At 52.9% G+C, this 22,520-nt stretch carries 18 protein-coding genes and 1 tRNA gene; 16 read left to right on the top strand and 3 right to left on the bottom strand.

Annotated features, from left to right (window positions below; genetic code table 11):
- The first annotated feature begins 14 nt into the window (after positions 1-14).
- The 3 genes from Q8A57_RS02335 (at position 15) to fadA (ending at position 4,216) form a co-directional block, all read left to right on the top strand.
- Positions 15-665: a class I SAM-dependent methyltransferase gene (locus Q8A57_RS02335; RefSeq protein ID WP_305169314.1), complete on the top strand. Its 651-nt coding sequence runs from the start codon at positions 15-17 to the stop codon at positions 663-665.
- Positions 666-867: 202 nt separating this feature from the next.
- Positions 868-3,018 carry a fatty acid oxidation complex subunit alpha FadB gene (fadB, locus tag Q8A57_RS02330; RefSeq protein ID WP_305169313.1) on the top strand — a complete coding sequence of 717 codons (2,151 nt, stop codon included), beginning with the start codon at positions 868-870 and terminating at the stop codon, positions 3,016-3,018.
- Positions 3,019-3,037: 19 nt separating this feature from the next.
- Positions 3,038-4,216 carry an acetyl-CoA C-acyltransferase FadA gene (gene fadA / locus Q8A57_RS02325; RefSeq protein ID WP_305169312.1) on the top strand — a complete coding sequence of 393 codons (1,179 nt, stop codon included), beginning with the start codon at positions 3,038-3,040 and terminating at the stop codon, positions 4,214-4,216.
- 65 nt (positions 4,217-4,281) lie between these two features.
- Here fadA and Q8A57_RS02320 read toward each other — a convergent pair whose 3' ends face one another.
- A complete protein-coding gene (locus Q8A57_RS02320) occupies positions 4,282-4,656 on the bottom strand; it encodes a hypothetical protein (protein ID WP_305169311.1) in 375 nt (124 codons plus the stop codon).
- A gap of 217 nt (positions 4,657-4,873) precedes the next feature.
- Between Q8A57_RS02320 and Q8A57_RS02315 the strand changes: the two genes are divergently transcribed.
- From Q8A57_RS02315 to sthA, 9 genes are all read left to right on the top strand, one after another.
- Positions 4,874-6,229, top strand: coding sequence for a hypothetical protein (locus tag Q8A57_RS02315; protein WP_305169310.1), 1,356 nt, complete (start codon positions 4,874-4,876; stop codon positions 6,227-6,229).
- Positions 6,230-6,365: 136 nt separating this feature from the next.
- A tRNA-Leu gene (locus tag Q8A57_RS02310) sits at positions 6,366-6,450 on the top strand.
- Between the two features lie 37 nt (positions 6,451-6,487).
- On the top strand, positions 6,488-7,801 hold the full coding sequence (gene tig, locus Q8A57_RS02305) for a trigger factor (RefSeq protein WP_305169309.1): 1,314 nt from the start codon (positions 6,488-6,490) through the stop codon (positions 7,799-7,801).
- A 184-nt stretch (positions 7,802-7,985) separates the two neighbouring features.
- Positions 7,986-8,618, top strand: a complete 633-nt coding sequence (gene clpP, locus Q8A57_RS02300) for an ATP-dependent Clp endopeptidase proteolytic subunit ClpP (protein ID WP_305169308.1) — start codon at positions 7,986-7,988, stop codon at positions 8,616-8,618.
- 111 nt (positions 8,619-8,729) lie between these two features.
- Positions 8,730-10,022, top strand: a complete 1,293-nt coding sequence (gene clpX / locus Q8A57_RS02295) for an ATP-dependent Clp protease ATP-binding subunit ClpX (RefSeq protein ID WP_305169307.1) — start codon at positions 8,730-8,732, stop codon at positions 10,020-10,022.
- A 155-nt stretch (positions 10,023-10,177) separates the two neighbouring features.
- Positions 10,178-12,589 carry an endopeptidase La gene (lon, locus tag Q8A57_RS02290; protein ID WP_305169306.1) on the top strand — a complete coding sequence of 804 codons (2,412 nt, stop codon included), beginning with the start codon at positions 10,178-10,180 and terminating at the stop codon, positions 12,587-12,589.
- Between the two features lie 131 nt (positions 12,590-12,720).
- The gene (locus Q8A57_RS02285) at positions 12,721-12,996 is read left to right on the top strand and encodes an HU family DNA-binding protein (protein ID WP_305169305.1); all 276 of its coding nucleotides are present in this window, start codon (positions 12,721-12,723) and stop codon (positions 12,994-12,996) included.
- 104 nt (positions 12,997-13,100) lie between these two features.
- Positions 13,101-14,975, top strand: coding sequence for a SurA N-terminal domain-containing protein (locus Q8A57_RS02280; protein ID WP_305169304.1), 1,875 nt, complete (start codon positions 13,101-13,103; stop codon positions 14,973-14,975).
- A gap of 89 nt (positions 14,976-15,064) precedes the next feature.
- The gene (gene sthA / locus Q8A57_RS02275) at positions 15,065-16,483 is read left to right on the top strand and encodes a Si-specific NAD(P)(+) transhydrogenase (protein WP_305169303.1); all 1,419 of its coding nucleotides are present in this window, start codon (positions 15,065-15,067) and stop codon (positions 16,481-16,483) included.
- Between the two features lie 117 nt (positions 16,484-16,600).
- Here the strand turns inward: sthA and Q8A57_RS02270 are convergent, their stop codons facing one another.
- Positions 16,601-16,894: a hypothetical protein gene (locus Q8A57_RS02270; protein WP_305169302.1), complete on the bottom strand. Its 294-nt coding sequence runs from the start codon at positions 16,892-16,894 to the stop codon at positions 16,601-16,603.
- Between the two features lie 173 nt (positions 16,895-17,067).
- Here Q8A57_RS02270 and Q8A57_RS02265 point away from each other — a divergent pair, with 173 nt between their 5' ends.
- From Q8A57_RS02265 to Q8A57_RS02255, 3 genes are read left to right on the top strand one after another with little or no spacing between them, the layout of a single operon-like run.
- Positions 17,068-18,321 (top strand): lipoprotein-releasing ABC transporter permease subunit, encoded by a 1,254-nt coding sequence (locus Q8A57_RS02265; RefSeq protein ID WP_305169301.1) that lies wholly within the window; start codon positions 17,068-17,070, stop codon positions 18,319-18,321.
- Positions 18,311-19,009 (top strand): lipoprotein-releasing ABC transporter ATP-binding protein LolD, encoded by a 699-nt coding sequence (gene lolD / locus Q8A57_RS02260; RefSeq protein WP_305169300.1) that lies wholly within the window; start codon positions 18,311-18,313, stop codon positions 19,007-19,009. The genes Q8A57_RS02265 and lolD overlap by 11 nt, the downstream gene beginning before the upstream one ends.
- Before the next feature lie 5 nt (positions 19,010-19,014).
- Positions 19,015-20,253 (top strand): lipoprotein-releasing ABC transporter permease subunit, encoded by a 1,239-nt coding sequence (locus Q8A57_RS02255; protein WP_305169299.1) that lies wholly within the window; start codon positions 19,015-19,017, stop codon positions 20,251-20,253.
- A 10-nt stretch (positions 20,254-20,263) separates the two neighbouring features.
- On the opposite strand, the gene Q8A57_RS02250 is transcribed toward Q8A57_RS02255, so the two are convergent.
- Positions 20,264-20,743, bottom strand: coding sequence for a DUF2062 domain-containing protein (locus Q8A57_RS02250; RefSeq protein WP_305169298.1), 480 nt, complete (start codon positions 20,741-20,743; stop codon positions 20,264-20,266).
- 231 nt (positions 20,744-20,974) lie between these two features.
- On the opposite strand from Q8A57_RS02250, the gene Q8A57_RS02245 reads away from it, so the two are divergent.
- A complete protein-coding gene (locus Q8A57_RS02245; RefSeq protein WP_305169297.1) occupies positions 20,975-22,516 on the top strand; it encodes an FMN-binding glutamate synthase family protein in 1,542 nt (513 codons plus the stop codon).
- The last annotated feature ends 4 nt before the right edge of the window (positions 22,517-22,520 follow it).

Raw genomic sequence — 22,520 nt, 5'->3', positions numbered from 1 at the left:
ACCGGAGCGAAATTATGGCTGAAGCCACGGACTTGCCTTGTCCGCTGTGTGCCTCTTCACAGGTCGAGCACTATCTGGCTGACAGTCGGCGCGACTATCAGCAGTGCGGGGTATGCCGATTGGTTTTTGTGCCGCCGCACCAGCATTTGTCCGCAGCGGAGGAAAAGGCCCATTACGACTTGCACGAAAATGACCCGGGAGATCCGGGCTACCGGAAATTTCTGAGTCGCCTCGCCACACCCCTGCTGGAAAAACTGGCGGACAAGTCTGCCGGGCTGGATTTTGGTTCCGGTCCGGGGCCAACCCTGTCACTGATGATGGCCGAAGCCGGTCACCGGGTGGCCATTTTTGATCCTTATTACGCCCCTGATCACTCATGCCTCAGGCAGCACTATGACTTTATTACCGCCACCGAGGTGGTGGAGCATTTGTCTCGGCCGGGTGAGGAGTTAGACCGGATATGGTCGTTGCTTAATGCCGGAGGTTGGTTGGGCTTGATGACCAAGCGTGTTTCGGGGCGTGAAGCCTTTACCCACTGGCACTATAAAAATGACCCGACCCATATCTGCTTTTATAGCAGGGAAACCTTTGACCATCTGGGACTGAAGTGGCAGGCCGAGGTGCTGTACCCGGATGCTGACGTAGTGCTGTTTCATAAAAACTAGGTTGGTGCCCGTGCGATTCGTTACAGATCGGCAAACGGGTTAGTCTATAGTTGTTGCGAAGATGGCATTTGCATAGAACTCAGTGGTCACAAAAGCACTTTGCTGCACCCGATACCCCTGCTTACTATCCTTTGCCTGAATTTCTCTACTGGCCCGTGCATGGCCAGCAACCACCTAACACCTGATCACAAGAGGAGCACCTATGTTCCAGGGGAATATGCTCAGCCTACAGCCCTTGAAGGGCGGTTTTGTAGAGCTGCACTTTGATGCCCAGAAGGGTTCGGTCAATGTCTTTAACCAGGCGACCCTGAAAGAATTGCTTGAGGCGCTGAACGCTCTGCAAAGCCAGACAGATGTGAAAGGGCTGTTATTGACCAGTGGCAAAAGCGTTTTTGTAGCCGGGGCCGATATCACGGAATTTGGCGACGCTTTTAAGGCCAGCGAGTCCGAGCGCCGCAGCTTTCTCGGTCTGGCCAACGATGCATTTAATACCATCGAGTCGCTGCCGTTTCCCACCCTCGTGGCCATCAACGGCTTTGCCCTTGGTGGTGGCTTCGAAGTCTGTCTTGCCTGTGATTTCCGGGTGATGTCCAGCAAGGCGCAGGTGGGCTTGCCGGAAACGACCCTGGGCATCATGCCCGGCTGGGGCGGCACGGTGCGTTTGCCTCGCCTGATCGGTTTTGACAATGCTGCCGAATGGATTGCCGGTGGTAAGCACAAGAGGGCGGCAGACGCCCTGAAAGACGGGGCGGTGGATGCGGTGGTGGAACCGGAACTGCTTCACGATGAAGCCCTTAAGATGCTGATGCGGGCGGCGGAGGGCGAATTGCCCTATGAGTCACGCCGCGAGCAGAAACAGTCGCCCCTGAAAATGAATGAGATCGAGCTGGGGATGTCGGTACATACCAGCCGTGATGCCGTGCTGGCCAAAGCTGGCACCAATTACCCTGCACCGCTGGTTGCAATTGAAGTGTTGGCGAAGGCGGCAGAAATGTCCCGTGATGAGGCGCTGGAGGTGGAGTTTCAGGCCTTCAGCGACTTGACCCAGACACCCCAGTGTCGGGCGCTGGTCGGCATGTTTCTCAATGACCAGTACATCAGTGGGCAGGCCAAGCAATATGCCAAAAAAGCCACTAAAACCATTGGCCATGCCACCGCATTGGGGGCGGGTATTATGGGTGGTGGGATCGCCTATCAGAATGCTGTGAAAGGTATTCCAGTCATGATGAAAGACATCAATCTGGCGTCCCTTGATCTGGGCATGAATGAAGCCAACAAGCTGTTGGCTAAACGGGTGGAACGTGGCCAGATGAAACCGCTGGATGCGGGCACGGTATTGTCGCGGATCATGCCGACCTTGAGCTACGACGGCATTGAAAATACCGATATTGTGATTGAAGCCGTCGTTGAAAACGTCAAGGTGAAAAGCATGGTGTTGCCGGACGTTGAATCCCGTCTGCGGGAGGACGCCATTCTGGCTTCCAACACGTCCACCATTTCCATCGATTTACTGGCCGGTAACCTCAAGCGTCCGGAAAACTTCTGCGGTATGCACTTTTTTAATCCGGTGCACGCCATGCCTCTGGTCGAAGTGATTCGCGGTTCGAAGACCTCTGAAGAAACCCTGGCCGCGGTCGTGGCCCATGCTCAGGCCATGGGTAAGAAACCTATTGTGGTCAACGATTGCCCTGGGTTTTTGGTGAACCGTGTGCTGTTCCCGGCGGTGTTTGGTTTTGACATGATGATTGTTAACGGCGCGGATTTTCAGCGCATTGATAAAGTCATGGAAGCCTGGGGCTGGCCGATGGGTCCGGCGTACCTGATGGATGTGGTCGGTATTGATACCGCCGTACATTGCTTCCCGACCATGGTGGAGGGCTACCCGGAGCGCATGGGTGATCTTTGCCAGGTCTCTCCCACCCGTATGCTGTTTGAGAACGATCGCCTGGGCCAGAAAAATGGCAAAGGCTTCTATGTTTACCAGAAGGATAAGCGCGGCAAGCCCGGCAAGTTTGTCGACGAGTCGGTTGCCGAACTGTTCAAGCCTGTCATCAGCGCCTATCACCAATTGAGTGACGAGGATATCGTGGCCCGTTACATGGTGCCCATGTGTATCGAGCTGGCGCACTGCCTTGAAGAGGGCATTGTGGGTTCCCCCGCTGAGGCAGATATGGCCGTTGTCTACGGGCTGGGTTTCCCGGCATTCCGCGGCGGGGTGTTCCGTTGGATGGATGAACTGGGCTTGGCCCGCTTCTGTGAGATGGCGGATAAATTCAGCAGCCTGGGCAAGCTCTACGAGCCCACGGCGAGAATGCGTGAAATGGCAGCTAACGGCGAAAGCTATTACGGCTGATCAGCGGAGGAGATGGATAGTGAGTTTGAAACCTAGAGACGCGGTCATCGTTGATTTTGCCCGCACCCCCATGGGCCGTTCCAGAAACGGATCTTTCCGCAATCGTCGCTCCGATGAGTTGGGCGCTGATTTGATTGAGGGTCTGCTGGAGCGCAATCCACAGATCAACCCGGCAGAAATTGATGACATTATTTGGGGTTGTGTCATGCAGGGGCGGGAACAGTCGTTCAACGTCGCGCGGATGACGGCCCTGCGTACCCGCATTCCGCACGAAGTGCCTGCCATCACGGTTAACCGCCTGTGCGGTTCTTCAATGTCGGCACTGCATATGGCTACGGCCAATGTCATGGCCGGGCTGGGTGATATTTATCTGGTGGGCGGCGCCGAGCATTTGGGGCATGTACCCATGACCCACGACCACGATCCTAACCCGGCAATGAATCTCAGTGTTGCCAAAGCCGCAGGCATGATGGGGCTGACTGCTGAATACCTGGCGCGAATCCACGGTATCAGCCGAGAGCAACAGGATGAATTCGGCGTTCGTTCCCACCACCTGGCCGCAGAGGCTCGCGCAGCGGGGCGTTTCGTGGACGAGATCGTTCCGGTTCTTGGTCACGACGAGAACGGTGGCCTGTACATGATGAAGGAAGATGAAACCATCCGCCCGGAAACCAATTTGGAAGGGTTGGGGCAGTTAAAAACCGTGTTTGATCCTGTAAATGGCACGGTAACAGCGGGAACGGCTTCGCAGGTGACAGATGGTGCAGCGGCGTTGTTCGTTATGTCGGCTGAGCGGGCATCGTCGCTGGGGCTAACACCCATGGCGAAAGTGGTTTCCGTGGCAGCGGCCGGGGTTGACCCTTCCATTATGGGTTATGGCCCTGTCCCCTCTACGCGACTGGCCCTGAAGAAGGCCGGGCTCACCATGGCAGACATCGACTATGTGGAGCTGAATGAGGCTTTTGCTGCGCAGTCATTGCCGGTGATCAAGGACCTCGGCCTGCTCGACAGTATGGAGCAGAAGGTGAATGTGAACGGTGGTGCGATTGCCCTCGGTCACCCTCTGGGTGCGTCAGGCGCCCGGATTTCTGGTACCTTGCTGAACATTCTCAAGCAGCGTGATGGAACACTGGGTGTTTCCACCATGTGTATTGGACTGGGGCAGGGGGTTAGCACAGTTTTTGAACGGATTAGCTGAGTTCTCAGCAGTGACAAAAAAGGCCGGATAACTTCCGGCCTTTTTTATTGGGTGTTATATGCGCTTTACTGCATTTTTTCACCCAGTTTATCCATCATGTCCTCGGCTGCATCTTCAGCTTCTTCGGCTCCCTCTTCCACAGTGTCCATGGCCTCGTCGGCTGATTCCTCAAGGGCGTCCATGGATTCATCAGTCTGTTCCTCTATGTTCTCCATGACTTCTTCGGCCTTGTCATCGGCCTCACCCATCGCGTCTTCCATTGCTTCACTGGCAGTTTCCATCGTTGTTTCTGCCTGCTCCATCATCTTCTCGGTAGATGGACTGGCTGGAGTGCCGGTTTCAGCGGATGTTTCACTTGCTGGTTCTCCGCCCCCACAACCGGTGAGTAGTGCCAGAGTGGAAATCAGAGCGAAAGCCATTAATTTAATGCGTGTATTCATATATACGTCCCTTTTTTTGTTTGCGATGAAGAATGCAGGAATGGAGTTTTAGTCCGGCATGGAGGTTTCAGTAAAGACATGCACCAGGCTGCCGTCAAGTAATGTCTGTATGAGTATGCCAGCATCATTGCCATGTCATCCCGGTCCGGGAGAGATAGACGCGGTGAGTTTGGTACATTTTTGGTAGACTCTGCCGCGTGTTGTGTGGAGTAAAAATGTGGCCCTATTGACCTCTGACAATCCGGAGCAGGCTATTCAGGATTGGCTGGCAAGCCAGCCGGCAGATTCTGATGTGCTGTCGCTATGCTACGGCTTTCCTCAATATTATCTAGATGGAGAACCTGTCATCCGGCTGTTGGCCATTTGTCAGTGTTCGGGCGGTCAGCTCGTTTTTACCGTGGGTGAGGCCAGCGATCATCTTTGCGCGGAACTGGAGGGCAGTGGGTCGCCCACCTCCCTGGAACAATTCTGTGCAGATCATGGCTGGCCCCTGTTGTCAGCAGGTCAGCCACTGAGACTCCGGCCGGTGGCAATCCCCAAACCCTGGGGGCAGGAGATCTGGTATACGGGCATTGAAGAGCGGGGCCTGTCGTTGGTGACGGATGGTGTGTCATCAGTCCCTTTGCCTTGGGTCTTGTCGGTGATGCCGGACAGGCTGGTTGCGGGCCATGGGCGCAGGATAAACCTGTTAAAAATCCTAGATCCGCTGCCTGAGGAAGTTTTCGGCGATCTCTACTTCGAGCTGCATGAGGAAAAGCGCGAAGTTTATGTGGTGACCCATGTGGATAAGCAGGCATGGCAGGACGGTGTCGGCAGTATTCGTTTTGGTTTTGACGAGAAGGTGGTTGCCGGTTACGAGACTGAACAGGCTTTCAGAAAGGATTATCTGTTGGCGGTTAGGAAGTATGAGTCTGTCAGGCGAGAAATAGATGCACTGTTGGATCAATACCGTTTAGCTGAGGATGTTGATCTGAATGCCCCAGTTTCTGCCATCCAGTTAAAAGCATGGTTGGCCAGGGTGCCGGAGGCACTGCAGAGTAGGGAGCTCGAGTTGCGCAAAGCGATGAACCGCTTTACCTCGCTGTTGCCCCTGCGTGTTGGCGATGTGGTAAAAGTCCCCCTGCGCACGCCCCATGCTCTGCAACATGGCGTCAGGACGGTGGAGTTTCAAACACCCGTTTACGAACGCCAGATTCTGTCGTTTGCCCAGAAGGTGTTAACACAAAGTCACTGGGATTCTGAAAAGGGTGTTGAGATCATGTCGCTGGAAAGGCCGGTGCTTTCCGGTTTGCCAGTTCTGGCAGAGAGCAGCGGTTACCGCCTGGAGGAAGTGGTCAGCTTTGATGACTTCAGGGTAGAGCGGTTGACCATACAGGCTAGAAGTGATGCCGAATTCAGCCTTCCCGATACGGGAAACTATGCCCTGTTGATGAGTGTTGAGGGTGAGGTGCAGGTCGGTGAGCAGCTGTTGGGTGCGGAAGAGGCCATGCTGATTCCTGCACGACGGAATGATCTGACGCTGAATAGTCAATCCTCAGGTGATATCACCATTCTGATAGCTTGGCCTGTGTAGAGTCTGCACTGAGCACTTAATCGGGCTTTTAAGCCTTTTGCAGCGGTGGTTGCCCGGGAGGTATGGGCTGTGGCAAAATCCACCCCCTTTGTCGAGGGCGACCTTCTGCCGCCCGTTCGATCAATCCCGACATTTTGCGGACGTGGCGGAACTGGTAGACGCGCCAGATTTAGGTTCTGGTACCGAGAGGTGTGAGAGTTCGAGTCTCTCCGTCCGCACCATAATACGATTAAGTAAGAAAACATTTAGAGGGTAAACATGCAGGTTTCCATCGAAACAACTTCTGGTCTGGGGCGTAAAGTCACCGTAGGTGTTCCAGCAGAACGTATTGAAAGTGCTATTACCGAGCGACTGGAAAGTGCCAGTAAATCGGTCAAATTAGACGGCTTCCGTAAAGGCAAAGTACCGATGCAGGTTGTCAAACAACGTTTTGGTGCGGATATCCGTAAAGAAGTTGTTGGCGAGCTGATGGGTAAGACGTTTTCTGAGGCGGTCAGTCAGGAGAAACTGAACCCCGCGGGTCAGCCTTCTATTGAGTCTGTGACCAATGAGCCGGGCCAGGACCTGGAATACGTCGCTGTGTTTGAGGTGCTGCCGGAAATTACCCTGGGGGATTTCAGCCAGCTCAACATTGAGACGCCGGTTTCTGAAGTGACCGACGACGATGTGACCGTGATGTTGGATGCCCTGCGCAAACAGGGTGCGACCTGGGAAGAGGTTGATCGTCCCGCCGCGATTGGTGACGAAGTGGCCATTGACTTTGTGGGCACCAAAGATGGTGAAGAGTTTGAAGGTGGCAGCGCTGAAGACTTTCTGATCGAACTGGGCACAGGCCGAGCCATTCCCGGGTTTGAGGAAGGCGTTGTCGGCATGTCAGTGGGCGAGCAAAAGGTTTTATCCCTGAAGTTCCCCGAGAGCTATCACGCTGAAGAATTGCGCGGTGCTGATGTTGAATTCACCGTTACACTGCATTCTGTAACAGAAGCGGTACTGCCGGAATTGAATGACGATTTCTTTGCCCAATACGGCCTGCGTCAGGGTGGTGAGGAAAAATTCCGTGAAATTGTCAGACAAAATATGGAGCGCGATCTGAAAAACTCATTGCGCGCCAAAGTTAAGGCCCGGGTGATGGAAGCACTGTTCGATATGCACAGTGATGTTGAGCTGCCCGATGTGCTGGTGGCCAATGAAGTGAGAGCAATGAAGCATCAAATGGTTCAGAGCATGGGGCAGGGCGCCAATAATTTTGATCCCAATATGCTCCCCGACGACATGTTTATGGATCAGGCCAAGCGTCGCGCCAACACCGGTTTGCTAGTGACCGAGTACGTGAAGACAAACAAACTGAAAGTTGATACCGACAGAGTGCGTGAGCGCATTGAAGAAATTGCGTCCACCTACGAAGAGTCAGATGAAGTAATTCAGCATTATCTGAACAACCAGCAGCTGCTTCAGGGTATTGAAGCGACCGTGCTGCAAGAGCAGGTTGTTGATGCAGTGCTGGCCGTCGCCAACATCACTGAGAAACCTGTCAATTATCAGGAAGCTATCAAGCCTGACGGACAGGAATAAAGACGAACTTGCTGGGGTCAGGTGAAACTGATTCCGGCTGGTGTCAGATGCAGCCCCGGCGGTCAATTCGTGCGGGGCTGTTTCATTTTTGAAAATAGCAATTTCGCCTCAGGTGGTTGCTTGCCTTATGCCAAGTGCTGGTTACAATGCTGGACAATGACTTCCATTAATTGAGTGAATTCCTATGAAATTTGATCCCTCTTTCTCTTCCGGACTCGATGTGCAAAGTGCCGGTGGTCTGGTGCCGATCGTCGTAGAGCAGTCTGCACGGGGTGAGCGGTCCTACGATATCTACTCCCGTCTGCTGAAAGAGCGGGTGATCTTTCTGGTAGGGCCTGTAGAGGATTACATGGCCAACCTGGTGGTTGCTCAGTTGCTATTCCTGGAGTCCGAAAATCCTGACAAGGATATCCACCTCTACATTAACTCTCCCGGTGGTTCTGTGACGGCGGGGATGTCGATTTACGATACCATGCAATTCATCAAGCCGGATGTCAGCACCATGTGTATTGGTCAGGCCGCCAGTATGGGGGCGTTCTTATTGGCGGCAGGTGCAAATGGCAAGCGCTACTGCCTGCCCAATTCCCGGGTCATGATTCACCAGCCCAGTGGCGGTGCACAGGGACAAGCATCTGACATCCATATCCACGCTCAGGAAATTCTCAAGATACGGGCAAGGCTGAATGAGTGTCTGGCGCACCACACGGGACAGACAGTAGAAAAAATTGCTCTGGATACCGAACGCGACAACTTTATGAATGCGCTGGAATCCAAAGACTATGGCCTGATTGATGAGGTACTGGACAAGCGTCCCTAGAATGGGTACGCTTTTTTAAGAGCACAACAAAAGTTGTGCTATGTATCTGATTTTTAAGTTTTTTGTTGTCCGTGTTCGGATTTTTATGAAGAGAATTGTTGGGATGTGGTTATGAGCGACCAAAAATCCGGAAGTGGTGGAGATGACGGAAAACTGCTGTATTGCTCTTTTTGTGGCAAAAGTCAGCATGAAGTGCGCAAGTTAATTGCGGGTCCATCTGTTTTTATCTGCGACGAATGTGTCGACCTCTGTAACGACATTATCTCCGAGGAAATTCAGGAGACTGATGCTGAATCTTCCGGTGATAAGCTTCCCAAGCCGATTGAAATCAATAATATTCTGGACGAGTACGTTATCGGTCAGGTGCGTGCCAAGAAGATTCTTTCTGTGGCTGTCTACAACCACTACAAGCGTTTGCAGAGTGGAGGTAAGGGTGGTGATGGCGAAATCGAGCTGGGAAAAAGTAATATTCTACTGATTGGCCCTACCGGTAGCGGTAAGACGTTGCTGGCCGAGACCCTGGCGCGCCTGCTTGATGTGCCCTTTACCATCGCAGACGCCACCACACTGACCGAAGCCGGTTATGTGGGTGAGGATGTTGAGAATATTATCCAGAAACTGCTGCAAAAGTGCGATTATGATGTCGACAAGGCACAGCGTGGCATCGTCTATCTGGACGAAATTGACAAGATTTCCCGCAAGTCAGACAACCCTTCCATCACCAGGGATGTGTCCGGTGAGGGTGTGCAGCAGGCGCTGCTGAAACTGATTGAAGGTACGGTTGCTTCCGTTCCGCCTCAGGGTGGCCGCAAGCATCCACAGCAGGAATTTTTGCAGGTTGATACTGCCAATATCTTGTTTATCTGTGGCGGAGCCTTTGCCGGACTGGAAAAGGTAATCAGTGACCGCTCCGAAAAAGGCGGTATTGGTTTTAGTGCCGAAGTGAAAAGCAAGCAGAAGGATAAGAACATCGGTCAGACACTGGCCGAGGTCGAACCGGAAGATCTGGTGCGCTACGGGCTGATTCCAGAGTTTGTTGGTCGTCTGCCCGTGATTGCTACGCTGGAAGAGCTGGACAGGGATGCTCTCGTTAACATTCTGGTTGAACCAAAAAACTCTCTGGTCAAACAGTATGAAGCGCTCTTCGAGATGGAAGGCGTAGAGCTGGATATCCGTCGTGATGCACTGGAAGCCATTGCTGACAAGGCGCTGGAGAGAAAGACCGGCGCCCGCGGACTACGCTCAATTATTGAAAACGTGTTGTTGGACACTATGTACAGCATTCCCTCCACTGATGATGTTGGCAAAGTAGTGATTGAAAGTGCCGTGATTCGGGGTGAGGCTGAGCCCATGCTGGTGTATGAAAACAGCGAGCCAAAAAAGGCTGCATCAAGCGACGATTGATCAAAGCCAGCAGGTATTTTCCACAGGGCTCCTTTCGGGGCCCTTTTTTATTATTCTCGAAATTATCCGTCAACTTTTACTTGTTTTTATCCGGCGTGTCCCCATATTTGCGGTAAGCTATAAAAATTGTAATTCTCAAGAATGAGGTAGTGAGAATGGGACAGGATACGGTGCACAATGAATTGACCATGTTGCCGCTGCGCGATGTGGTGGTTTATCCACACATGGTAATTCCCCTCTTTGTGGGCCGGGAAAAGTCGATTCTGGCTTTGGAAGAGGCCATGGCCAACGACAAGCAAATTTTGCTGATCGCGCAAAAATCCGCTGCTGTGGATGACCCGACCCCGGAGGATCTATATCGGGTCGGTACCTTGTCGTCCGTGCTGCAAATGCTGAAGCTGCCCGATGGCACTGTCAAAGTACTGGTTGAAGGTTCCGAGCGCGTCAAAATCGAAACCATTGATGAGTCTCCCGGTTATTTTGTCTGCACCTATGTGCCGATGTCGGAGGAAGACCTTTCCAGTGAGGAAACCGGTGCGCTGATGCGCTCCTCCCTGACCCAGTTTGAACAGTACGTCAATCTGAGTAAAAAAATTCCCTCCGAGGTGGTTAGCACTGTTGCCGGAATTGATGATCCCAGTCGTTTGGCCGATACGCTGGCGACACACATGACCCTGAGCGTTGAGCAGAAACAGCAGATTCTGGAGACGGCGACGGTCAATGAGCGTCTGGAAAACCTTTTGGGGTTGATGGAATCGGAGATTGAGCTGTTTGAAGTTGAGCAGCGCATTCGCGGCCGCGTTAAAAAGCAGATGGAGAAAAGCCAGAAGGAGTACTACCTCAACGAGCAAATGAAGGCGATACAGAAAGAGCTCGGTGAGGTTGAGGAAGGCGGTAACGATATCGAGCAGCTGGAAGCCAAGATCGATGAAGCCGGCATGCCCAAGTTCGCGTTTGATAAGGCCAAGTCCGAGCTGAACAAACTGAAGATGATGTCGCCGATGTCCGCGGAAGCCTCAGTGCTGCGCGGTTATATCGACTGGATGGTGAGTGTGCCCTGGAAAAAACGTTCCAAGGTTCGTCACGATCTGCTTCGGGCTGAAAAAATCCTTAACGAAGACCACTATGGTCTTGAAGAGGTCAAAGAGCGGATTCTGGAATTCCTGGCTGTGCAGCAGCGGGTTAAAAAGCTAAAAGGTCCGGTATTGTGCCTGGTTGGCCCGCCCGGTGTGGGCAAAACCTCGCTGGGTGAATCCATTGCCAAGGCCACTGGCAGAAAATATGTGCGTATGTCTCTCGGTGGCGTTCGCGATGAAGCGGAAATTCGCGGCCACCGCCGCACCTATATTGGTTCTCTGCCGGGCAAGCTGATTCAGAAGTTGTCCAAGGTGGGTGTCAAAAATCCGCTGTTCCTGCTGGATGAAATTGACAAAATGGGCATGGATCATCGGGGTGATCCGGCTTCTGCCATGCTGGAAGTTTTGGATCCCGAACAGAACAACAGTTTCAACGACCATTACCTGGAAGTGGACTACGACCTTTCAGAGGTGATGTTTATTTGTACCGCCAATTCCATGAATATTCCCGGTCCTTTAATGGATAGGCTGGAAGTGATTCGTATCCCCGGTTACACCGAGGATGAAAAGGTTAATATTGCCCTCAAGTACTTGCTGCCAAAGCAGCGCAAGGCCAATGGCCTCAAAGACACCGAACTGGATATCGAAGAGTCTGCAGTGCGTGATGTGATTCGCTATTACACCCGAGAAGCGGGTGTGCGCGGTCTGGAGCGCGAACTTGCCAAAATCTGCCGGAAAATCGTCACTCTCTATGTGCGTAAGGACTGCGAAGGCCATCAGCTGATAACCAGCGAGCGCCTTGAAGATCTGCTGGGTGTCTATAAGTACGATTATGGTCGCGCCGAGGCTGAGAGTCAGATTGGCCAGGTCACCGGATTGGCGTGGACATCTGTAGGTGGTGAGTTGCTGACCATTGAGTCCTCTGCAGTGCCGGGTAAAGGTCAAGTGGTGAAAACCGGCTCCCTGGGCGATGTCATGCAGGAGTCCATCCAGGCAGCGCTCACCGTTGTGAGAAGCCGGGCTAAGGGGTTGGGTATTCGGCGTGACTTCTACCAGAAAGTGGACCTGCACGTTCACGTTCCCGAGGGCGCTACGCCAAAAGATGGCCCTAGCGCTGGTATTGGCATGTGCACAGCCTTCGTTTCCGTGCTCACCGGAATTCCGGTGAGAGCCGATGTGGCCATGACCGGTGAAATCACGCTCAGAGGCCAGGTGCTGAAAATTGGTGGCCTCAAGGAAAAACTGTTGGCGGCACATCGGGGTGGTATTCACACTGTGGTGATTCCACAGGAAAATGAGAGGGACCTCAAAGAGATACCCGAACATATTAAAGCTGACCTTGATATTCGTCCGGTGCAGTGGATCGATGAAGTTTTGGATATCGCGCTCACAGGCAAACCGGAACCACTGTCCGATGAGGAGTTTGAGAGAGTCGACAGTGATGACAAAAAATCGACAAATGAGGCTGTAAGCCGCATAAATACTCACTAAAGCGCTTGACCGCCGAGGGGGCTCATTGGTATAACGTTGCAGTCGTCTTCTATGCCACAGCCTGCAGTAAGCCGTTGAGTTGTGTGTGTTGCAGGTGAACAGTCTTAATCAACCATAACAAGGGGATTATTGTGAATAAATCTGAACTCGTTGATGCTATTGCTGATTCAGCCGATCTGTCTAAAGCTTCTGCCGGTCGCGCTCTTGATGCTGCCATCGATGCTGTTACCAGCGCCCTCAAGAAAGGCGATGCGGTATCTCTAGTTGGCTTTGGAACTTTCTCTGTAAAACAACGTGCCGCGCGTACTGGCCGTAACCCGCAGACTGGTGCTGAAATCAAAATTGCCGCAGCCACTGTCCCTAGCTTCAAAGCAGGTAAAGCATTGAAGGACGCTGTTAACAAATAAAACAGTGTCGTAGTTGGATTTTTTGCTATGAAAAGGCGCATCGGCGATGCGCCTTTTTTTATAGAATAACGAGTAAGTTTTTTTCCTGAGCCCAAGAGATCTCTATGCTTCAGAATTTTCGAGATAACCTGCATGGTGCAACCAAGGGGGTTTTGATCGCGATCATTATCGTTCCCTTTGCTCTGTTCGGTGTCGATGCACTCTTTATGAGCGGCAGTGCCGTGGAAGAAGCCGCTAATGTTAATGGTGAAACCATTACCGAGCTTCGCCTGCAACAGGCAGTGGTTTTGCAAAAACAGCAAATTCTTAACCGCTACGAGAATATTGATCCCACCCTGGTGGATGAAGATCAACTGAGATCGCCGGTGATGCAACAGTTGATTCGTCAGAAAGTTGTCGAGCAGGCCGCCGTGGATCAGGGCATGGGCGTGGATAAGACGCTGTATCGGATACTGCTAGAGGTCCCTGATTTTCAGACTGATGGCAAGTTCGATACCGAGCGCTATGAGTTTGTTTTGAGGCAGATGGGCTATTCCCCCACCTCCTACAACAAGCTGCTGACTACCGATATGGTCACCAATCAGTTTATGCAGGGTGTTGCCGCAACAGGATTTTCCACCCTGCAGGAAAGCAAGCTGTTGGCGGGTATTACCGAGCAGACGAGGGACTATTATTACCTGACCATTCCCCGCGCGCCGCTGCTGGACACTATCGAAGTGGCGGAAGCCGACATCGAGTCCTATTACACCGCCAATCAGGATGAATTCCGCTCAGAAGAAAAACTGGTGGTGGAATACGTCGAACTGACGCCAGCTAGCTTCACGGAAGAAGTCGATCTGGAACAAAGCATGGTGGATGAAGTGGTTGACGCGAAAATTGCCGCGGCAGCTTCCAGGCGCTCACGGCATGTGGCGCAAATTCTGCTCGAAGTCCAGGATGATGATAGTCATCTGGAGAAGCTGGCAGAGATTCAGAAAAAGTTAGAAGCCGGTGAATCGTTTGCTGATTTGGCCCGGGAATATTCTGAGGACTACGGTACGGCAGAGCAGGGCGGAGACCTCGGGTATATTCAGGCAGGAGACCTGCCGGAATCCCTGGGTGCTGCGTTGGATCAACTTGCCGTTGGTGAAGTTTCCGGCCTGGTGGAAAGTGAGCTGGGTGTGCATCTGATCAAATTGCTGGATGAAAAGTCTGCCGATGTCCCCAGTCGTGAGCAGTTGGAACCCTCCGTACGTCAGGAGCTGTTACATCAACTGGCCTTAGAGTTGCTTCCGGTTCGCATCGAAGAATTGAAAGATCTTTCCTACAACGCTGATTCCCTCGAATCCGTAGCGAACCGTCTGGGCGTGCCGCTGAAGGTTTCTCAGCCCTTTGGCCGCAGAGAGGGTGCAGGTATTTCGTCAAACCCGGTGGTTGTGCAAGCGGCCTTCAGTCAGCCTGTCCTCGACGATGGCTTGGCCAGCGAGGTATTGGAGCTGGCCGATGACCACGTACTGGTACTGAAACTGAAAGAACGGATTCCCGAGACACTCCAGCCTCTGGCAGATGTTCGTGATCAGATTGAAACTATACTCAAGGCGCAATATGCCAGTCGAGAACTGCAGCAGCGTGGTGAGGCTCTGGCTGAGCGGGCAAGGGCCGGCGAAAGTATTGAAGATATTGCCAAGCAGGAAGAGCTGGAGTGGCAGGTGAGCCTGGATACCAAGCGTTTTTCCGGCAATCAGGTCAGCCAAATACGTGATCGCGTGTTCGACATGTCGGAGCCTGGCAGCAAGCCAGTGATTGACAACCTGATTCTGAACAATGGTGACTACGTCCTGGTGTCTCTGGTGAAAGTGCAGGAAGGTGATTTTTCTCAGTTGAGCAGTGAACAGCAGAATTTGCTGACAGCTACCGTTGCCCTGACTAATGCCAGCCGTGACTACCAGGCCTATGAGCGGATACTGCTGGAGCAGGCGGACGTCGCATCCAAATATTGACCTGATCAATTTGGGTCAATCGAATATCGAATGACGCAGTATCGCTGATTGTCAGGGGTGCTGTGGGAGTGTAAGTGGAGTAGTGAGGTATGGCGGATTTTCAGTATGACCTTGTGATTATCGGCAGCGGCCCTGCGGGTGAGGGCGCCGCCATGTCAGCGGTTAAACAGGGTTGGTCCGTGGCGGTTGTGGATGAGCGCATGCAGGTGGGCGGCAACTGCACCCATTTGGGTACCATTCCTTCCAAGGCACTGCGTCACTCAGTGCGCCGTATGGTGCAATTCAATACCATGCCCATGTTTCGTGCCGTCGGCGAACCGAGATGGTTCTCCTTTCCCGAGCTGATGCAGGCCGCGGATGAAGTGATTCGCAAGCAGGTGGATGGCCGCACACGGGAGTACTCGCGCAATCGTATTCGCCTGCATGTCGGTCGCGCTACCTTTACTGATACCCATGAAATCTCTGTCAAAAAGGCTGACCATACCCATGAAACCATCAAGGGTCGCTTCTTTTTGATTGCGACTGGCTCCAGTCCCTATCACCCGGAAGATGTGGACTTTAGTCACCCGTGTATATTTGACAGCGATTCCATTCTCAAGCTGAACCGCACGCCCCGTAATATCATTATCTACGGGGCCGGTGTTATCGGCTGCGAATATGCCTCCATATTTGCAGGCCTGGAAACCCGGGTAGAACTGGTGAATACCCGCGCGGGGTTGTTGTCGTTCCTTGATGGTGAAATTTCTGATGCGCTGAGCTACCACCTGCGGGATCTTAATGTGAACGTCAGGAACAATGAGGAATACGCAAAGGTAGAAACCCGTAATAACGGCGTGACCATGGAGCTCAAGTCTGGGAAACGTATTCACGCCGAGGCGTTACTCTGGAGTAATGGCCGCTCAGGTAATACCCAGGGAATGGGGCTCGAAACCATAGGGTTGGAATCAGATAGCCGCGGCCAGCTGGAGGTAAACGAACACTATCAGACCAGCGTGTCACATATCTATGCTGCTGGCGATGTGGTGGGTTGGCCCGCCCTGGCCGGTGCGGCCTATGATCAGGGGCGTTTTGCGGCAGCTCATATGTGCGGTACAGCCCGTGAGTACCATGTGGAGGATGTGGCCACCGGTATTTATACCATCCCCGAGATCAGCTACGTGGGTAAAACAGAGGCTGAACTCACCGAGCAGCAAATCCCTTACGAAATCGGTAGGGCATATTTCAAGAACATTGCGCGGGCACATATTTCCGGTGAGGAAGTTGGCGTATTGAAGGTCCTCTTTCATCAGGAAACCCTGGAGATACTGGGCGTTCACTGTTTCGGTGCCGAGGCTGCCGAGATTGTGCACATTGGCCAGGCCATCATGAACCAGGAGGGCAAGGCCAATACCATCGAATATTTTATTCGCACCACCTTTAATTATCCGACCATGGCCGAGGCTTACCGAATCGCTGCCATCAATGGCATCAACCGCCTGTGCAGGGAGTCCCGCAAACTGGTGGTTTAGATGGTGTGTTGTCTAGGGCTTGAGAGCAGATTTGGTTTGAGCCCGTGAGATAAAACAGACAGATAAAAAAGGCGCCGTTAACGGCGCCTTTTTTGATTGTAACGGAGAACTGATGGCTTATTCAGTTGGAGTCTCGCTGCGCTTCAAGACAGAATGTAAAACCAGATCATGTTCAAAATACACCACAAAATCGCTGTATTCCCAGGAGGAGATCGGGGGTTCGCCTACGCCATTCTGCATTGTTAATGGTTCGCCAAACTGCTCCCTGACACGTTCTTTGCTGATGCCGCGGTGAGGTCTCTCCAGCGTCTGTTTTTCTGCGGCCTGTTGCCCAACCGGTACCACCACCTGCTCTGCAGCCAGAGGCAGTGAAAGTAAAACGAGAAGGGGCACTAGCAAAAGCTTGTTCATAGAATTAATTCCTTGGTTCTAATGATCACCGGCAGCGTCCGAGTTTTGCAGCGTTACCTGTGATTATAGTAAGCAGAAATGTGCCAAGTGCAACCGCAAAATCCCCAAGGAGCAAAAAACAGGCAGTCAATCACATAAATCGGAGCTTGTTTGACCCTGTGGATTCCGATTAAATGCCAGCCATGAATGCCAACCTGCCTCTATTTATTGGCCTGCGCTACATTCGCAGCAAAAGGCGCAATGGATTTGTTTCCTTTATCTCCCTGCTGTCTTTTATTGCTATGGCACTGGGTGTGATGGCCCTGATCCTGGTGTTGTCAGTAATGAACGGCTTTGACCGTGAAATTCGGGAGCGTATTCTCAGTGTGGTTTCTCACGCTGCACTGGTGAATGAGAAAGGTGTGGCAGATTGGCAAGCCCTCGGTGACTGGGCGCTGGAAGATCCTGGTGTGAAAGCATTTGCTCCCTTTGTGGAAGGCTATGGGCTGTTAACCTCTGATACCGGCAGTCAGGGGGTGTTATTGCACGGTGTTGATCCCCGTTATGAACAGGGAGTCAGTCCGGTGACAAATCATATGCTGGTAGGCGACTTCTCCCTACTGCAACCTGGCGAATACGGTATTGTGCTGGGCAACTTATTGGCCAGAAGCCTGGGGGTGATTCGCGGCGATCATGTCATGCTCTCGCTCCCGGAGCTGAATGTGACCCCGGCAGGGATCTTTCCCCGATATAAGCGATTTAGGGTGCTGGGTGTTTTTCAGGTAGGTGCCCAAGTAGATAGCGGCATGGCCTTTATCCATTATCAGGATGCCCAGAAACTCTACCGCATGAGCGGTCGGGTCAGCGGTGTTCGGCTGCGTGTTGACGACCCTTATGGTGTCGACATGGTGGCTACCAGATTGCGTTCGGAATCCAAGGAAGGGTTGGTAGTGAAAACCTGGACAGGCGAGATGGGAAATCTTTTTCAGGCCATTGAAATGGAGAAAAAAGTGGTGGGTTTGTTACTGGCTGCGATTGTTGCCGTGGCGGCATTCAATATTGTTGCCAGTCTGACCTTGATGGTGGCGGACAAGCGGCGTGATATTGCCGTATTGCGTACTTTAGGTGCAGAGGGAAAAACCATTTCGCGGATATTCCGCATTCAGGGGACAGCGGTCGGCCTGTTTGGTGTTGTCACCGGTGTGATATGTGGTTGTCTAATGGCCTTGGGTATTGCCGATATTGTCGGTCTTCTGGAGCGCTATCTGGGCTTTCAGGTGTTTGATCCCGATGTTTACTTTATCAGTGAACTTCCTTCACGCCTGATGTGGCAGGATGTACTTGCAATTAGCCTGCTTGGCGTTTTCTTGAGCCTGATTGCCACACTGTACCCTGCCCATCGTGCAGCTAAGGTGCTGCCCGCGGAGGCGCTGCGTTATGACCACTGATCAGCCGGTCCTCCTTTGTCAGGATTTAAGTCGCCACTACAGTCAGGGCTCGGCCAGGATAGATGTTTTAAATAAACTGGCACTGACTGTTGGCCGTGGCGAGCGCGTGGCCATTGTCGGCACATCAGGTTCAGGTAAGACTACGTTGCTGAACTTGCTCGGTGGCCTGGATGATCCCGATGCGGGTTCCGTTTGGGTGATGGACAAAGATATGGCGGTAATGGGTGAATCGGAGCGTGCCCGTTGGCGCAACCAGCACCTTGGTTTTGTCTATCAGTTTCACCATTTGCTCGGCGAATTCAGTGCGCTCGAAAATGTGGCTATGCCGTTATTGATCGGTAAACGTCCTGTTGCAGAAGCGCGGCAGCGTGCGACTGATGTGTTGGCGAAGGTGGGTCTTGAGCATCGTCTCCAGCACAAACCCTCAGAGCTCTCCGGGGGTGAGCGCCAGCGCGTGGCCATTGCGAGGGCGTTGGTGGCAAATCCTGCTTGTGTGCTGATGGATGAGCCGACGGGAAATCTTGATCCACAGACAGCGGAAACCATTCTGCAACTGCTTTTGTCCCTGAACCGGGATATCGGCACCAGTTTTGTGGTAGTCACCCACGACCCTGATGTCGCTGGCCGAATGGATAGAACCCTGTCGTTAACTGGTGGTCGGCTCACTGACGTGACGGGCAGGGAATAATCGCTGTGTTCAGGCCTCTGCCCTGTTTTTTAGCTCTTCGCAATTTTACTTCCGGTAGCCGCAATCGGCTGGTTTCCTTTATTTCCCTGCTGGCCATATTGGGGCTGGTGCTGGGCGTGGCATTGTTGATTATCGTTGTGTCGGTCATGAACGGTTTTGACCGGGAAATGGAGACGCGAATTCTGGGCGCAGTGCCTCATATCAGGCTGTTCAGCCATGAAGGTATCGACAATGAAGCCAGCCTTCGGGATACACTCCTGGAGCACCCCAATGTCCGAGCGGTGATGCCGTTTACGCGACTGGAAGGGATGCTGACTCGCAATGGTAAAACCCGTCCTGTGGAAGTGCTGGGTATAGAGCCTGCTCTCAGCGGGCAGTTTATCGGCCAGTTTCTGCCAAACAGTCTCATCATGAAACTGAATCAGACGTCAGGTGGCGTCGTGCTGAGCACCATTGTTGCTGAAAACCTCTCTGCTAAAGCCGGTGACAGGGTAACGTTACTCGTACCTTCCCGTAGTGAAGGGGGTGCGATTCATGTGGCCCCACGGGTGGCGGCCTTTACCGTATTGGGCACCTTTGCGACCCACACCACACTTGATCAGGGCCTCATGTTAATCCATTTGCCGGAGGCTTCTGCACTCGCGGGCCTCAATGGGCATCCTCAGGGTATGCAGGTGAAAGTTGACCAGCTATTTCAGGCCCGCCAGACCGGGTTTCAGTTGATGAATCTGTTACCCGGTGAGTTTTATTTTTCTGATTGGCTGCAGACCCATGGCAATCTCTATCAGGCAATCAAAATGTCCCGCAACATGGTTTCACTGCTGGTTTTTCTGATCATTGCGATTGCCGTGTTTAATGTAATTTCTATGCTGATGATGACAGTGATCGACAAGCGCGCGGAAATTGCCATTCTCAAAACACAGGGTGCTACCGGCGGAGAAATTGTGATGACCTTTCTCGCCCAAGGCTTTCTCATCGGGGTATTCGGTGCCGGATTGGGGGTGTTGCTGGGGACGGTCGGTGCCTACAACATCACAGCGTTGGCACACTGGCTGGAATCCTTGCTGGGGCATCAGCTGTTGAATTCGGAAATTTACCCCATCGACTACTTGCCCGCAGACGTTCACTGGGCCGATGTGGCGATGATCGTCATGGTTGCCCTGGGCCTGAATTTTCTGGCTACCCTATACCCGGCATTCCGTGCTGCGGGCACACGTCCGGCAGAAGTGTTGCGCTACGAATAGTGTTTTGGTCCTAGTCGAGGGTTTTATCCTGTTTAACCTGTTGACGGCCTAGACGATTGCGTTTTCGCTGTTCCCAATTCTTGATCACTTTCCAGCGCCACAGGTAAAGGATCGTCAAATAACCCGTGATGCCGGAGACCAGACCGCAGATCAGCGAGCCGGTAATGAGCGGCAGCCAGATCGCACTGCCCTGGGCGGAGGCCCACTCCCAGCTCAGTTCAATCGTAAATTGGGTCTCCTGATGGCCTAGTAGTAATACGCCAATGCTGTAGGAGAACAAAAACATCGGTGCAATGGTCAGTGGGTTGCTTATCCAGATCAGCGACACGGCAACGGGCAGATTGGTGCGAAACAGCAACGCCAGGAAAGCGGCGATGAACATTTGTCCCGGCACTGGCAAGAACGCACAAAACAGGCCGATAAAGAATGATGAGGCAATAGAGAAGCGGTTGATATGAAACAGGTTGGGATCACGTAGTAATGGGCCCATCCAGCGGAGAGGCCTTAACTGTAGTGTTTTATGGGGGTCGGGTAAAAACCGCCTTAGGGTCTTTCTGGGCATGGAATGCTGGCCGGCAGAAATGGAGGCCGCGATTATGCCGAGTTTTATGGCGATACACCACTGTGCCGGGCAATTGGCTTGCTGGCGGAGCAGGGGTACTATGAGACAAGGTAGAAACGGTTACTGCCAACAGAATAAATAACACTTCCGGATTCGTTTATGCAGCACACAGCCACAAACTGGGTTTATACGATTTTGAACTCCCTGGCGGGGCTATTTGTTATTGCCGTGATTGCAGGGCTGATATGGGTGATGGTGATGTATGTGGTGGACGTCACCCAGTCAAAACATACCGTGCGCCGCAATTATCCTGTGATTGGACGCTTCCGTTACCTTTTCGAGCATATGGGCAGTTTTTTTCGCCAGTATTTCTTTGCCATGGATCGCGAGGAAATGCCCTTCAATCGTGCCGAAAGGGCCTGGGTGTACCGGGCGGCCAAGGATGTGGATCGCACTTTGGCATTTGGTTCCACCCGCGATTTGAGGCCGGTGGGCTCCATTTACTTTGTGAACTGTGCCTATCCGACCCGTGGGGAGGATGCCGTTGCGCCCAGCCCGCTAACCATCGGCCCTTACTGCGAGCACCCCTACACTACGGCCTCGCTGATCAATATTTCCGGTATGAGTTACGGAGCGTTGTCCAAACCAGCGGTGAGGGCACTCTCCAAAGGTGCGGCCAAAGCCGGCTGCTGGATGAATACCGGTGAGGGCGGATTGTCACCCTACCACCTTGAGGGTGGTTGTGATCTGGTGTTCCAGATTGGCACCGCCAAGTTCGGGGTAAGGGATGAAAAAGGTCAACTCAGCGAAGAGCGCCTGGTGGCTGTTGCTTCATACCCGGAAGTGAAGATGTTTGAAATCAAGTTGAGCCAAGGGGCCAAACCCGGTAAAGGTGGGATTCTCCCGGCTGCCAAGGTAACCCAGGAAGTAGCCCGTATCCGTGCCATCGAAATTGGCGAAGATGCCATCAGCCCGAACCGCCACCCGGAAATTGCTAACGCTGCCGGCTTGCTGGATATGGTGGATCAGGTGCGACGGGTGACTGGCAAGCCAGTGGGCTTCAAGACGGTTGTTGGCGATACCCAGTGGCTGGCGGAGCTTTGTGAACTGATTCTGGAACGCGGTATTGAGTCCGCGCCCGACTTTATCACCATTGATGGTGCCGAGGGTGGCTCGGGTGCCGCACCTCAGGCATTGCTGGATTACATGGGCATGCCAATACGTGAAAGCCTGCCGGCGGTTGTGGACCTCTTAAGTGGCTATGGTCTTCGGGAGCGTATCAAGGTCATCGCCTCAGGCAAGCTGATCGTACCTTCCGGCGTGGCATGGGCGCTCTGTATGGGCGCGGATTTCATCACTTCTGCACGGGGATTCATGTTTTCCCTGGGGTGTATTCAGGCCATGCAGTGCAATAAGAACACCTGCCCCACCGGTATAACTACTCACGACCCGAAATTGCAGCGTGGACTTGATCCTTTGGAGAAATCGGACCGCGTGGCCAACTATGTGTTCAACATGACCTATGATGTGGGAATGATTGCCCACTCCTGTGGTGCACTGGAACCTCGGCAGTTGCGGCGCAAGCACGCCAGGATGGAAACCCACTCCGGCCGCTCTGAAAGCCTGGAACATCTTTACCCGACGGTGGCCAGTGGTGCCTATGTGGAGCATATGAAGATATTTGAACCGTCCGAGCCGTAGGCAG

Origin of the sequence: Porticoccus litoralis, from assembly GCF_030676955.1 — a bacterium.
Classification (GTDB): Bacteria; Pseudomonadota; Gammaproteobacteria; order Pseudomonadales; family Porticoccaceae; genus Porticoccus; species Porticoccus litoralis.
The sequence above is the reverse complement of the archived record's forward strand: the minus strand, read 5'-3'. Positions and strand labels throughout refer to the sequence as shown.

Bases quoted from the DNA above. Each gene is read 5' to 3' on its own strand.
- sthA (WP_305169303.1), top strand. From the start codon at position 15,065: ATGGCGGATTTTCAGTATGACCTTGTGATTATCGGCAGCGGCCCTGCG.
- lolD (WP_305169300.1), top strand. From the start codon at position 18,311: ATGACCACTGATCAGCCGGTCCTCCTTTGTCAGGATTTAAGTCGCCAC.
- fadB (WP_305169313.1), top strand. From the start codon at position 868: ATGTTCCAGGGGAATATGCTCAGCCTACAGCCCTTGAAGGGCGGTTTT.
- Q8A57_RS02270 (WP_305169302.1), bottom strand. From the start codon at position 16,894: ATGAACAAGCTTTTGCTAGTGCCCCTTCTCGTTTTACTTTCACTGCCT.
- tig (WP_305169309.1), top strand. From the start codon at position 6,488: ATGCAGGTTTCCATCGAAACAACTTCTGGTCTGGGGCGTAAAGTCACC.
- clpX (WP_305169307.1), top strand. From the start codon at position 8,730: ATGAGCGACCAAAAATCCGGAAGTGGTGGAGATGACGGAAAACTGCTG.
- Q8A57_RS02320 (WP_305169311.1), bottom strand. From the start codon at position 4,656: ATGAATACACGCATTAAATTAATGGCTTTCGCTCTGATTTCCACTCTG.
- Q8A57_RS02250 (WP_305169298.1), bottom strand. From the start codon at position 20,743: ATGGGCCCATTACTACGTGATCCCAACCTGTTTCATATCAACCGCTTC.
- clpP (WP_305169308.1), top strand. From the start codon at position 7,986: ATGAAATTTGATCCCTCTTTCTCTTCCGGACTCGATGTGCAAAGTGCC.
- Q8A57_RS02265 (WP_305169301.1), top strand. From the start codon at position 17,068: ATGCCAGCCATGAATGCCAACCTGCCTCTATTTATTGGCCTGCGCTAC.
- Q8A57_RS02245 (WP_305169297.1), top strand. From the start codon at position 20,975: ATGCAGCACACAGCCACAAACTGGGTTTATACGATTTTGAACTCCCTG.
- lon (WP_305169306.1), top strand. From the start codon at position 10,178: ATGGGACAGGATACGGTGCACAATGAATTGACCATGTTGCCGCTGCGC.
- Q8A57_RS02280 (WP_305169304.1), top strand. From the start codon at position 13,101: ATGCTTCAGAATTTTCGAGATAACCTGCATGGTGCAACCAAGGGGGTT.
- Q8A57_RS02335 (WP_305169314.1), top strand. From the start codon at position 15: ATGGCTGAAGCCACGGACTTGCCTTGTCCGCTGTGTGCCTCTTCACAG.